The 13,763-nt window shown below is 64.7% G+C and carries 9 protein-coding genes; 7 read left to right on the plus strand and 2 right to left on the minus strand.

The window, feature by feature from the left end; genetic code table 11:
• Nucleotides 1–40: 40 nt before the first annotated feature.
• On the plus strand, nucleotides 41–724 hold the full coding sequence (locus CRO01_RS16825; RefSeq protein WP_218839167.1) for a hypothetical protein: 684 nt from the start codon (nucleotides 41–43) through the stop codon (nucleotides 722–724).
• A 33-nt stretch (nucleotides 725–757) separates the two neighbouring features.
• On the opposite strand, the gene CRO01_RS10280 is transcribed toward CRO01_RS16825, so the two are convergent.
• Nucleotides 758–1,468, minus strand: a complete 711-nt coding sequence (locus CRO01_RS10280; protein WP_097009032.1) for a phosphoribosyltransferase — start codon at nucleotides 1,466–1,468, stop codon at nucleotides 758–760.
• A 163-nt stretch (nucleotides 1,469–1,631) separates the two neighbouring features.
• On the opposite strand from CRO01_RS10280, the gene CRO01_RS10285 reads away from it, so the two are divergent.
• Complete coding sequence (locus CRO01_RS10285; protein WP_097009033.1) at nucleotides 1,632–2,543, plus strand: PhzF family phenazine biosynthesis protein; 912 nt, start codon at nucleotides 1,632–1,634, stop codon at nucleotides 2,541–2,543.
• A gap of 23 nt (nucleotides 2,544–2,566) precedes the next feature.
• On the opposite strand, the gene CRO01_RS10290 is transcribed toward CRO01_RS10285, so the two are convergent.
• A complete protein-coding gene (locus CRO01_RS10290) occupies nucleotides 2,567–3,235 on the minus strand; it encodes a hypothetical protein (protein ID WP_097009034.1) in 669 nt (222 codons plus the stop codon).
• Nucleotides 3,236–3,424: 189 nt separating this feature from the next.
• Here CRO01_RS10290 and ppsA point away from each other — a divergent pair, with 189 nt between their 5' ends.
• The 5 genes from ppsA to CRO01_RS10315 all read left to right on the plus strand — a co-directional run bounded on the left by ppsA (nucleotide 3,425) and on the right by CRO01_RS10315 (nucleotide 13,762).
• Entirely contained in the window at nucleotides 3,425–5,764 is a 2,340-nt protein-coding gene (gene ppsA / locus CRO01_RS10295) for a phosphoenolpyruvate synthase (RefSeq protein WP_097009035.1), read from the plus strand.
• Between the two features lie 48 nt (nucleotides 5,765–5,812).
• Entirely contained in the window at nucleotides 5,813–6,376 is a 564-nt protein-coding gene (locus tag CRO01_RS10300; protein WP_097009036.1) for a hypothetical protein, read from the plus strand.
• Nucleotides 6,377–6,469: 93 nt separating this feature from the next.
• Nucleotides 6,470–7,297, plus strand: coding sequence for a pantoate kinase (locus CRO01_RS10305; RefSeq protein WP_097009037.1), 828 nt, complete (start codon nucleotides 6,470–6,472; stop codon nucleotides 7,295–7,297).
• A gap of 226 nt (nucleotides 7,298–7,523) precedes the next feature.
• Nucleotides 7,524–11,714 (plus strand): ATPase, T2SS/T4P/T4SS family, encoded by a 4,191-nt coding sequence (locus tag CRO01_RS17120; protein WP_097009038.1) that lies wholly within the window; start codon nucleotides 7,524–7,526, stop codon nucleotides 11,712–11,714.
• A 2-nt stretch (nucleotides 11,715–11,716) separates the two neighbouring features.
• Nucleotides 11,717–13,762, plus strand: a complete 2,046-nt coding sequence (locus CRO01_RS10315; protein ID WP_097009039.1) for a type II secretion system F family protein — start codon at nucleotides 11,717–11,719, stop codon at nucleotides 13,760–13,762.
• Nucleotide 13,763: the final 1 nt, after the last annotated feature.

Consider the following 13,763-nt stretch of genomic DNA (forward strand, 5'->3'; position numbering starts at 1 on the left):
TAGAGAAGATACCTAACTGTCATCTTCGTAGTGGCTGGTGATGCACCGACGACAACTCCTGACCGTCGCGGCGAGCAGTGCTGTTGTGGCCGCCGCCGGTTGCCTAGGAAGCGGTGACGAACCGGCTGACGAGAGCGACGACCCCGACGATACGAACCCCAACGAGTCAGACGACACGCCTCCGAACGGGTCGGATCCCGAGGAACCATCCGACGACGACCCCGTCGCGGAGCTGACCAACGGCTCCTTCGAGAACGACCTGAACGATTGGACCGTCGGCACCGACCTCCCCGAAGAGCCCGGCGACTCGACGGAGAAGGTCGGTCACGACGCCGAAGTCGTCACAAAGAACGCTTCGGAAGGGTCGGCGTCCGTCGAGTTTTTCCTCGACGGGAGCGCCGACGACGGCACCATCTGGGTCGCCCAGCGGGCCGACCTCTCGTCGACCGACGCGGTGCTGGTCGACGTGTACAACGACGAGAAGTCGTTCAACATCCTCACGCAGGTCGCGTTCTACGCCGGCGAGAAAGCCTCCGCTGATCTCGTCGAGGTAGACTTCAACCGCGAGAACTCCATCGAGGCCCACTCGGGGTGGAAGACGTTCAGCTACGACGTCAGCGACATCGACGGCGAGGCGACCGTTGCAGTCGGGATGAACATCATCTGGGAGACGGGCGTCCGGCACATGTTCGACAACGTACGCCTCGAAGCAAGCGAGGAGTAGCGGTCGGCAGCCACCGGGCGGTCCGACGGGACGCTACTCGACGAGACGCCAGCGATCGGCGTCGTCTGACGCCGGCTCGGCAGACGCGATCACGTCGCGCCGCTCCATCTCGTCGAGCACTTCGTCCAGACGGTCAGGCTGGGCGATCTCCATTTCGATGCGGTCCACGTCGTGGAACTCCGAGAGGTAGTGACGGATGTCGCCGCGGTCGAACGTCTCTTGGTCGGCCTTCTCCATGACGCCGGCGCTGAGTTCGATCATGTCCTCGATGAAGTTCCACGGGTAGACGACCCACGCCCACTCCTCCAGACGTTCGCCGACGAACTCCGGTTCGAACTCGCTGGTCTGGAGCAGTTGGAGCGTGGCGGTACGGACTTCTCCGGGATTGCGCTCGTTGACGTACTCGTGGGCGCGCCGGATCGACCCGCCGGTGTCGGCGATGTCGTCGATAATCAGCACGTCTTTGCCCTCGACGCTGCCCTCCGGCATCGGATAGCGAACTTGGGGCTCGTCGGCCTTCTGGCCGGTGCCGACGTAGTGTTCCATCTTCAGACTCGTCAGGTCGTCTAGGCCGAGAAAGTCACAGAGACAGCGCCCGGCGAACCAGCCGCCCCGCGCCAGCGCGACGACGACGTCGGGCTCGAACTCGGCGGCCTTGACCTGATCGCTGACATCCCGACAGAGGCTGTAGATGTAGTCCCAGTCGGAGATCGTACACTTGAACTCGTCCGGAAGGTCGGCCATAGGTAGACGACGGCGTTCGACCGCCTAAAGTGGTGCGTCTCGGCGTCACGGCCAGTGTGCTACTGCGTCAGCGGAATTGGAGGGCGTGACCCAATGCAGCGGCGAGCGTGGCAGCCGACGAAGCGGCGTCACGGCTTTCCGTCTGGTCTACGTCCGGGGGAGCATGAGCGATGCCAGCGAGATCGAGGTCGCCCTCGTCGACGCGTTCACCGACGAACCGCTGACCGGCAACCCTGCGGGCGTCGTCCCGGACGCCGAGGGACTGTCCGAGGACCAGATGCAAGCGATCGCCAGCGAGCTATCGGTCAGCGAGACGGCGTTCCTCCTGCCGAGCGGATCGGCCGATCGGCGGGTACGCTACTTCACGCCGAGCGCGGAGGTCGACCTCTGTGGGCACGCCACGATCGGCAGCCACGTCTATCTCGGCGAGCGCGGCGTCCTCCCGCCGGGCGAACACGAATTGGAGACGAACGTCGGCGTCCTCGACATCGAGGTCACCGACGAGGGCGTCGTCTGGATGCGACAGGACAGCCCGACGGTCCGCAACGTCGATCTGGACTACGATCGGGTCGCCGACGCGCTGGGGATCGACGGCGTCGCGCTGCGCGAACTCGAACGCGATCTGCCGTTTGCGGTCGCCTCGACCGGCTTGCCCGTCCTCGTCGTGCCGGCGACCTATCTCCGGCAGGTCACGAACGCCGACCCGGATCAGGCGGCGATCGAAGCGCTGTGCGACGAGGTCGGCGCGGCCGGGCTCTACCTGTTCACGTTCGACGCGCTGGCGCCCGACGCGACCCTTCACGGCCGGATGTTCGCGCCGAGCGTCGGCATCCCCGAGGATCCCGTCACCGGCACCGCCGCCGGCGCGACCGGGGCGTATCTGCGACAGACCGGCGCGTTCGGCAGCGACCTCCCCGAGGAGATGCGCTTCGAGCAGGGTCACGTGCTCGACCGCCCCGGAGAGATGCGCGTGCGCGTCGGCGATGAGATTCGCGTCGGCGGGACCGGCGTGACGAGCATGGAGGGGCGGCTGACCGTTCCCGAGATCGAGGAGGACGAAATCGTCGAAGCGTGACGCCGCCGCGGCCGTAGCGACAGCTACTGAGACGTGTTCGACGGCCGGCCGCCGGACTGGCCGCCGCGACTTCCATCGGCGGCGTCGTTGCTGGAGGCCGATCGGCCGGACGCGTTCGATTGGCTGGTTTCGGATACGCTCGTTCCGGACGCCGACCGATCGCTGCTGGACGCCGTTCCGTCACTGGATGCTGCTCCGTCGTCGACTCCCGAGCGGCCCGACGCCGCGGCGTCGTGGGCACTGACTTCGAGCGCCTCGGCGTGTTCCTCGCGGCTCAGACGACTGACCTGCCGGCGAGTCGTCTCGACATCGGCGTGGAGGTCCGAGAGCTGGTCGTCCAGCGCCGCCAGAATCTCGCTTTTGACCGTCTGCGTGTCGAACCGATCGGCCATCTCGCTCTCGGTCGCCTCGGTCAGGGTCTTGTAGAACGCCGCGGTCTTGCCGACCTGCCAGACGAACAGTCCCAGTAGCACGAGCGCGGCGCCGGGGATCGGTCGGGCGGCGCCGACCGCGCCCGAGAGCGTGCTCGCAGATGCGAACTCCATCGCCGAGGAGATGCTCAGGAGGTACGCGACGACCTCGTAGAGCCCGACCCAGACGCCCGCGAGCGCGATCGCGGCGCCGACGAGAAACGACAGCAGCGCGAGCCCGCGGTAGTACAGCGCCCATCGCAACGAGGTTGCCAGTTTCATGCTCGATGCAGTGGTGTTCGTGTCCGATAAATGTGGGTGCCGGTGCTGGATCGCGCAACGGCCACGACCGGCGCCGAGATCGCAACGATCCGGAACTGGAGAGACGGCGAGTTTACTCGAATATGTGTTCGGATTTTGCATGATTGTTCGCAAAGTTCTTAACCGGCGTCGTGGATCGGTCACACACAGATGGCAGTACTCTGGCTGGACGAGATCGGGGCCGACGACGTCGACATCGTCGGCGGAAAGGGTGCGTCGCTGGGGGAACTGACGGGCGCGGGCCTGCCGGTCCCGTCGGGATTTGTGGTCGAAGCGGCCGCCTATCGGTCGTTTCTCGAAGCGACCGGGATCGACGACGAACTGTTTTCGGTTGTCGATGTCGACGTGGAGGACTCGGCGGCGTTGTCGTCGGCCGCCGAGCGCGCGCAAGAGCTGATTCTGGACGCTCCGATACCGGCCGAGGTCGAAGCCGAAATCACCGAGGCCTACGAGTCGCTGGGCGACGGCGACGCGTTCGTCGCCGTTCGCTCCTCCGCGACCGCCGAAGACCTGCCCGACGCGAGTTTTGCGGGTCAACAGGAGACGTTCCTCAACGTCACTGGCGAGGACCTGCTCGACCGCGTCCGTGAGTGCTGGGCGTCGCTGTTCACCCAACGAGCGATTTACTACCGGCAGAAACAGGGGTTCGACCACAGCGTCGTCGACATCGCGGTCGTCGTCCAGCGGATGGTCGACGCCGAGCGCAGCGGCGTCATGTTCACCAGCCACCCCTCGACCGGCGACCCGCGCATGATCGTCGAAGCCGCGTGGGGGCTCGGCGAGGCCGTCGTCTCCGGGTCGGTGTCGCCGGACAACTACATCGTCGATCGGCAAAACGGGAGCGTCGAACAAGTCACCGTCGCCGACAAGAAAGTGATGCACGAGAAAGACGCCGAGACGGGCGAGACGGTCGAACGGCCCGTCCCCGAGGACCGCCGGGAGGAGCGCGTTCTCACCGACGAGCACCTGTCGGCGCTGATCGAACTCGGCGAGGCCGTCGAGGAGCACTACGGGACGCCCCAAGACGTCGAGTGGGCGATGGTCGAGGGCGAGATTCACATGCTCCAGTCGCGGCCGATCACGACGATCGACGACGCCGGCGGCGCCGACGATTCGGCGCCCGCCAGCGCGCTCGACGACATGAGTCTCGACGGGAAACAAGACAGCGCAGCCGACGGCGGCGCAGTCACCGAGCAGTCGGGCGGTGACGACGCCACCGGCGAACACCTGCTGTCGGGACTCGGCTCCAGTCCCGGCACGGTAAGCGGGGCGGTCCGGCTCGTTGGCAAACTCGACGAGCTGGACAAGGTCGGCGAGGGCGACGTGATCGTCACCGAGATGACGACGCCGGACATGGTGCCGGCGATGAAACGTGCCGCCGGAATCGTCACCGACGAAGGCGGAATGACCAGCCACGCCGCCATCGTCTCTCGTGAGCTGGGCGTCCCGGCGGTCGTCGGTACTGGCGGGGCGACGACGGCGCTCGACGACGGGCAGGTCGTGACGATCGACGGCGAGAAAGGCACCGTCGTGGAAGGTCGTGAAACGACCAGCGAGGAGCCCGAACCCGTCGAGGACGCGCGTCCGTCGACGCCGGTCAAGCCAATGACGGCCACCGAGGTCAAGGTCAACGTCTCGATCCCCGAGGCCGCCGAGCGCGCCGCGGCGACCGGCGCCGACGGCGTCGGCCTGCTCCGGATCGAGCACATGGTGCTGTCGCTGGACAAGACGCCCGAGCGCTACGTCAGCGAGCACGGCGAGCGCGCGTACATCGACGAACTGGTCGACGGCATCCGGACGGTGGCCGACGAGTTCTACCCGCGGCCGGTGCGGGTGCGCACGCTCGACGCCCCGACCGACGAGTTCCGCGAGTTAGAGGGCGGCGAGGACGAACCCGACGAGCACAACCCGATGCTCGGCTACCGCGGCATCCGCCGAAGCCTCGATCGCCCCGACGTGTTTGGGTACGAGCTCGCCGCGTTCCGTCGCCTGTTCGAGATGGGCTACGACAACATCGAGATCATGTTCCCGCTGGTCAACGACGCCGAGGACGTGCTGCGGGCCCGGCGGCTGATGGAAGACGCCGGCATCGACCCGGACAAGCGCTCGTGGGGCGTGATGATCGAGACGCCAGCCAGCGCGCTGGGCGTCGAGTCAATGGCCGAAGCCGGTATCGACTTCGCCTCGTTCGGGACGAACGATCTCACCCAGTACACGCTGGCGGTGGATCGCAACAACGGCGCCGTCGCGGATCGGTTCGACGAACTCCACCCGGCCGTGCTCGAACTGATCTCGACGACGATCGAGACCTGCCGCGAGCACGACATCGACACGAGCATCTGCGGACAGGCCGGCTCGAAGCCCGACATGGTCGACGCGCTGGTCAACGAAGGAATCACCTCGATCAGCGCCAACGTCGACGCAGTCCGCGACGTTCAGCACGAGGTCAAGCGCGTCGAGCAACGTTTGATGCTCGAATCGGTGCGCTGATCGGACGCCGCCATCACGCTTTTTACTGTGCCAGCCGGGTACACCCATGTGACCGACCACGAACCTAACGAGTACGTCATCGAACAGGTGGAACGCGAAGGCGAGTCGCTGCTGGTCGGCGAGTTCCTGCAGTACATCGAGCGCTACGACGACGACGCCGAACGCGGCGTCAGCGACGAGCTACTCGATGCCTACGTCGAGACGCTCAGAGAGGAGGACTTCTTCGTCCGCGGGCCGAGCAAGCCCCGCGAGCAGATCGACGAGCGCACGACCGACAGCGAGACGTGGGTCGAGCAGGACGCGTTCTACGAGGTCGGCGACGGTCACGTGAGCAACTTCCCGGAACACTGGCACGACCAACTCGGCGGCGAGGACGACCTTCGCGCGTTCGTCCGGGTAATGACCGAGGACATCGAGAGCGCCGAGGAGGGCACCGACAGAGGCGGGCAGGGAACGGGCGTCCCCGAACCGCTGCTACTCGACGCCGCCGCCATCATCGGCGCGTTCAGCCGAGAGGAGGCCACGGCCAAACTAGAGGCCGCACGCGATCGAGGCGAACTCGTCATGGACGCCGACATGAACCGGCAAGGACGCGTCAAGCTCCCCGAGTAACGGCATCGTCCGATCGGATGCTGTACGCTTATTTGTGTTCGACTGAAAAACCGCGCCGATGACTGCACGGAGACGGGATCGAGGGGGACGGCGATGAGCGAGGCGGCGACCGCGTTCGTTCCGGGTCACATCACGGGCTTTTTCACCGTCTGCGAGGACGACGACCCGACGAAGGCGGGATCACAGGGGGCCGGACTGGCGCTGTCCGACGGCGTCGACGTGACGGTGCGACCGACCGAGGAGCGGGCGGTGTATCTCAACGACACCAGCATCGGGGTCGAAGCGGTCGAGCGCGTCCTCGACGCGCTGTCGGTCGATGTGACTGTGACGGCCGAAACCGACCTCCCGCTGGGCTCTGGCTTTGGCGTCTCCGGGGCGCTCGCGCTGGGGACGGCGCTGGCCGCAAACGACGCGCTCGGACTGGCGCTTTCGGAAAACGAACTAGTCACGATCGCACACGGCGCCGAAGTCCAGTCCGGGACGGGACTGGGCGACGTGGTCGCGCAGGCTCGCGGCGGCGTGCCGATCCGGCTGGAACCGGGCGGACCACAGCACAATCTGCTCGACGCCGTTCCAGCGCGCGCACGCGTGGAATACATCACGTTTGGCGAACTGGAGACCGAAGCGGTACTGGGCGGTGAGACCGACCCGATCGACGAGGCCGGCGAGCGCGCTCTCTCGCGGCTCGTCGGCGAGCCGACGCTATCGAGTTTTATCTTCGCGTCGCGGCGATTCGCCCGCGAGGCTGAACTGTTGAGCGAACGAGTCGGTGAAGCGATCGAAGACGTCAGCGACGCCGGCGGACAGGCTTCGATGGCGATGCTCGGCGAGACGGTGTTCGCACTCGGGACGGGACTGTCTGACGCCGGCTACGATCCGGCGGTCTGTGCGACCCACCCGGCCGGCGCGATGTTGGAGTGACGCATATGAATCCTATTTATCCGCTACATCAAATCAAGTAATATAAGGTCATCTCCAGTCAGACTATGATCGGCTCTGAGAGTAATAAGCAGCCATAGACGCCGAGAGTACGGCACTGCATCGGTGTTCTGTCGGACCGACAAACGAGTTTCTGTGCAATTGCCTAGTTATCACGGATAATAATTGCCGGAAGGTTTTTTGATTGGTCACTGAAAGGGTGTATCCAATGGCTATTGATGACGCCGACCAGTCGGGTTCTGGACGATTCGACGGCGCCGATGAGTCGGCCTCTCCCGAGGACGAGGGGGAGTCGTCCGGGGGGTCGGCGCCCGCGAGCGTCGGGGGGTACACGTGGGCGGATTTTATGGAGGAGCACGGATACGGCCACGAGGTATCGACGCTGTATCCCGAACGCCCGGGCGGTGAACGGCTCGGACTCGAGGCCGGTCCCGACGACGAGAACGACGCCGAGCCGGACAAACCGTCCGGCGACGACTGGAACGACGTAGAGTTCGATCCGGTCCCGTATCTCGGATTCAATCCTGACGAGTTAGGCGGGGTGTTCGCGGCCCACGACGAGATCGCCGAGGATGTCGACCGAACGCTCTGGGAGTACATCGATCCCGTGCAGACGCCGTGTGTCAAAGGCGTCTACGAGTGGGAGCATTTCAAACAGGAGTTCTACTACGACGGACGAGGGACCGGCGTCAAAGCACCCCAAGAGGACGGCGAGACGGTTCCCTTCGAGCCCGACGAGCATCTCGGCTTCGAGCCCGACGAGGTCGAGAACAAACTGTTCGAGGGCAACTCCAAGGCCGAAGAACTGGCCGACCTCGTCGAGGAGCGGACGGTCAACGTTCGCGAAGAGATGGACGAAGACGAGTTCTTCTCGACGGTCGACGGCCACACGACGGTCGTCAATCGCTACGACCTCGAGAAGGCCGTCCCGATGGAAAAAAAGACCCACTTCCGCGAGGAGGAACGCTACTGGGTCAACAAGCCCTACGCTTTCGTCGCGCTGTTCCACTCCGAGAAGGAAAACGAGAAAAAGTACTACGTCGTCGAGCCGTACCTCAACGAGATCGAGATCGATCTGCAGGACTTTCTTACGGGGAAGCTACGAACGGCGATCAAGTACGCCGACGAGGAGATCGCAACGGCGGGCGACGAGCACGTCCGTAAGGATGTCATCGAGCGTGAGACCAAGAAACTCCTCCAGCGCTACGATCTCTTTACCGGCTCCAGCGGGGGCGGAACCGACGTGGTCGGCGAGATCAAGAAGCTGCTCGGACGGGAGGTCGACGACGGCGAAGAAGAGGACGGCTCACTCGGCGGCATCGAGGCTCGACCGGAGCCCGCGGTGTTGGAGGACGATCCCGAATCGCTCTCGGAATACCAAGTCGAAAAGCTTCTCTACCTGCTCAAGCGGGACTTCATCGGTTACGAGCGAATCGACGGCATCAAACACGACATCAACGTCGAGGACATCTCGTGTGACGGGTACAACTCGCCCGTCTTCGTCTACCACAGCGACTACGAGCAGATCATCACGAACATCTACCACGACGAGGAAGAACTCGACGACTTCGTCGTCAAACTCGCCCAGCGATCGGGGAAAGGCATCAGCAAGCGCCGGCCGCAGGTCGACGCCACGCTACCGGACGGATCGCGTTCCCAGTTGACCCTCGGACGCGAGGTGTCCGACCACGGGACGAACTACACGATCCGTCAGTTCAAGGACGTCCCCTTCACTCCGATCGACCTAGTCAACTGGAAGACGTTCTCGCTCGACGAGATGGCGTTCCTCTGGCTCTGCATCGAGAACCACAAGAGCCTGATCTTCGCCGGCGGGACGGCATCCGGGAAGACGACCAGCCTGAACGCGGTGTCGCTGTTCATTCCGAGCAACACGAAAATCGTCTCCATCGAGGACACCCGCGAGGTCGAGCTGCCCCAGCGTAACTGGATCGCAAGCGTCACCCGTCCCTCATTCTCTGACGACTCGCAGGGCGACGTCGACGAGTTCGATCTGCTGGAAGCCGCGCTCCGTCAGCGCCCCGACTACATCGTCATGGGCGAGATCCGCGGTGAGGAGGGTCGGACGCTGTTTCAGGTCATGTCGACCGGGCACACCACCTACACGACGTTCCACGCCGACTCCGTCGGCGAGGTGCTCAAGCGGTTCACGACTGCGCCGATCAACGTCTCGAAGACGATGTTCACGGCGCTGGATCTCGTCTCGATCCAGACCCAGACGCGCGTACAGGGCCACAAGGTCCGCCGGAACAAGGTGCTGACCGAGGTCAACCACTACGACGCCGAGAACGACGAGATCAACGTTCAGGACGTGTATCAGTGGCAGGCCGAGACCGACGAGTTCCTGAAGATGGGCGAGTCGAACACCTTAGACGAGATCAAGTTCGACCGCGGGTGGGGTCAAGAACGGCTCGACCGAGAACTCGAAAAGCGCCGGGTGATTCTCGCGTATCTCATCAAGAACGGGCTCAACGAGTACGCGCAGGTCGCCGCGACGATTCAGGCATTCATCAACGATCCCGAGACGATCCTGACGCTGATCGCCAACGGCGTCCTCGAAGAGAGCCTCGAAGACCTCCGGGAGATGGAGAGCGTCCTGATCGACGTGGATCCCGAGAAAGAGGAACTCGTCCCGCGTCCCGACCCCAACGAGGAAGGTCTCAACGAAGTGACCGACATCCTCGAACGTGCCGAGGAGTCGATCCTCCAAGAGTTCAAGGGCAAGACGCCGAGCGGGCTTGCAAGTGCGCTCGACGGCGTCGAGGCGGCCGCCGAACCGGAACTCGACGACGACGGCGGTAGCGAGGAGTTCGACTTCGGCGGCCCGATGCCGGAGGACGACGCGTTCGGTGTCGACGGCGACAGCATCTCCTTTGGCGACGAGGAAGAGGAGATCGAGGAGCCGGACTGGTTCTCCGGGGAGAGCGGCTTCTTCTTCGGCGACGAAGAGGGCGATGCCGACGCGTCGGCCGACGATGTCGCTCCCGAGGCCCGAGATGCGATCGACAACCTCGATACGGACACCGGCGACGACCCGGCGCCGAAGCTGGACGAAGAGACGGCGGCTGCCGACGCCCAGAGCGCCGAGACGCCCGCTATCGAAGCCCCGGACGATACCGGAGCGGAAACGACCGATACAGCGGAAGCTGCAACCGACACGGAGCGCCCGGAAACAGCCGACACGCCTGCTGAACAGATGGCTTCCGAGGGGGCGCCCGAACAGACAACCGCCGAGGAACCGACCGAAAGCGCTGCGGTGGACGCACCGGTCACGCAGGACGGGCCAGCCGAGGACGGAGACGCCGTCGGTGCAGACGCCGCAGCCACCGGAACGGATGCAGACGATACCGCGACGGCCACCGAAACAGAACGCACCGAGGCGACCACCGCCGACGCGGACACAGCGGCATCCTCCGAGGAGGCGGTCAGCCCGCCGGTACCGGACGACGATGCCAGCAGCGAGCAAGCACCAGCAGACGAACCGGCTGAGACGAGCGAAGCGGTCCCGGCGGCGGAGACAGACGAAGCCGAGCCGGCAATAGAGGTAGACGATACTGACTCCGCCGAGCCCGAATCACCCGACGCCTCGGATGCTACTGTGTCCGAGTCCGCCGAAGCGGACGAAGCCGGAACGCAACCGGCAGACGAGCAGCCCACCGAAACGGCCGATACCGGCACGGCCGACACCGACGATAACACCAGGTCGGTGTTCGGCGACCAGCCCGACGACGGCGGCGTCTTCAGCGACGATGCCGAGCCGGACGACGAAGGAGGCTCGCTGTTTGACGACGCCGACGACGGGTTCGGCGGCCCGACGACTGACGACTTCGAGACCGATTCGGACGATCCCTTCGACGGTGCCGCGCCAGCGGATTCGGAAACTGCCGACGAGGGAGTTTCGGCTACAGAGCCGACGCCGGACGCCGATGCGACGGCCGATACCGAGATGGTTCAAGAGGAGACTCCGGAGGCCGACGCTCCGGATATCGATGTGCCCGACCCCGGCGGCACTGAGACGCCGTCGGGCGAGTCCGAATCGGTGCAGCCAGACGCCGATGCCGTGGCTGCCGAGCCAGCGTCCGACACCGACGAGGAGACCGATGAACCAGAGATCGACCCAGCGTCCGAGCAGCCCGAAATCGACGCCGAGCCAAGCCAGTCGGAGGCCGACGAGCGACAGTCGGAGGCCGACGCGTCCGCGGACGACGAGGACGGTGACGCCGACGACGCGACGGCGTCGGTCTTCGACGAAATCGACGGCGACGAGGACGGGACTGTCTTCTCCGACATCGATGAGGACGACGAGGGCGACGACGGCGCCGACAAAGAGATCGAGGGCTTCGAGTACGTCGACTTCGAGCCCGAGGACGGTGATGACTAGCGATGAGTCTGGACACGGCCGGTAACGGTCCGGGCGGAAGCGGGTTCAGCACCGGCGACGGTCTCGGCGACGCCTTTTACCCGCTGTACGACCGGCTGTTCAGCGAGGACAGCGAGTTCGTCAAAGACGTCGAGCGAAAGCTCGCGGAGTCGCGGATGCCGGTTACCGTCGAGATGTATCTCTCGCGGGCGCTGGCGATCGGCGTCATCAGCGGCGGCGTGCTGTGGGCGCTGGGCATGCTGATCGGGTACGCGCTCGCCTCGATCGGGATCTTCAGTAGCACCGAGCCGCTGCTTGGGATGCCGGTCCCCAATCAGGCGGTGCTGGATCTGATCCAACTGGTCAAGATCCCCGCGCTGGTCATCGTGACCGGCCTCGTGTTCGGGGCGATCGGCTTCGGCATCGGCTTCGGAACGCTCGTCGCGGTGCCGTACTCCCGATCGTCGGCGCGGAAACGGGAGATCAACATGCTGTTGCCCGACGCCGTTTCCTTTATGTACGCGCTGTCGATCGGGGGACTCAACCAGCTCGAAATTCTCGAAGCGATGGCGCGGGCCGAAGACACGTACGGCGAGGTGGCCCGCGAGTTCCAGAGCATCGTTCAGGAGACCGAATACTTCGATACGGACTACCGCTCTGCGATCCGGAACCAGTCGATGAACACTCCGAGCGACGAGTTGAGCCAGTTCCTGACGGACATGCTGTCGATCGTCAACAGCGGCGGTGACATGCAGGATTTCCTCGACGACAAGAAAGAAAAGCACATGCGAACCGCCAAACAGCAACAGGAGCTCACGCTGGAGACCTTGGAGCTGTTCGGCGAGATGTACATGACGCTGTCGCTGTTCCCGCTGCTTTTGATCATCATTCTGGTGATCATGCAGATGATGGGCCAGAGCCGGACGGAGATGCTGTACGGCACCGTCTACGGGATGATTCCGCTGACGGGGCTTGGCTTCTTGGTGCTGGTCTCGACCGTCAAAGAAGACGAGGTCGGCGACGGGTTCTTGAACCCGAAGGGGTCGAGCCAGTGGGTGCAGGTGGACAACAACAGCGGCCTGCTCGATCTGGGACTGGTCGAGGAGTACACCGGCGAGTTCAGCGTGTTCGACCGAATCAAGAACCGCGAGGGGACCCGCGAGACGCTCAACGTCTTGCGACGACCACACATCTTCTTCCGGGACAACCCGTTGATGACGTTGGCGCTGACCGTCCCGGCGGCGCTGGTGATCATCTCGACGGCACTCGTCGCCGGGTCAGCGCCGACATCGTTGGCGGGGATGAAAGAAAATCCGGTCTGGGGGACGTTCGTGTACGTCTACCTGCCCTTGTACATCATTCTGATCCCGCTGACGGTGTTCTACGAGTGGAACGTCCACTACCGAAAGCGGGTGCTCTCGGACATCTCCGAGAACCTCCGAAAGCTATCGAGCGCCAACGACACCGGGCTGACGCTGCTGGAGTCGTTCAACACCGTCGCCGAGACGTCCACGGGCAAGCTCGCGACGGAGTTCGAGATGATGTACGCGAAGGTCAACTACGGGATGAACCTCCGAGACGCGCTGGTCGAGTTCAACAACAAGTACCACGTCCCGCGGCTGTCCCGGACGGTCAAGCTGATCAGCAAGGCACAGGAGGCGTCCAGCCAGATCTCGGACGTGCTGACGACCGCCGCGCAGGCCAGCGAAAACCAAGACGACATCGCCCGCGAGCGCAAGTCCCGCACGCGGATGCAGATGGTCATCATCGTGATGACGTACCTGACGCTGCTGGCCGTGATGGCGATCCTCCAGACGCAGTTCCTCGACGTGATGGCCGGCCTGACCGACAGCGCGGGCGGGGGCGGCGGAGGCGGCGGACCCGCGGCGCTCGGGGCAAACGTCGACACGCAGCTGATGTCGATGCTGTTCTTCCACGCGGTGACGATGCAGGCCATCCTCTCGGGGCTGATCAGCGGCTACATCCGGGACGCGGAACTGCTCAGCGGCGGCAAGTTCGTCGTCGTGCTCGTGACCATCGCGCTCGCCGTCTGGGCATTCGTCGGATAAC

It is taken from the genome of Natronoarchaeum philippinense (assembly GCF_900215575.1).
GTDB lineage: Archaea > Halobacteriota > Halobacteria > Halobacteriales > Natronoarchaeaceae > Natronoarchaeum > Natronoarchaeum philippinense.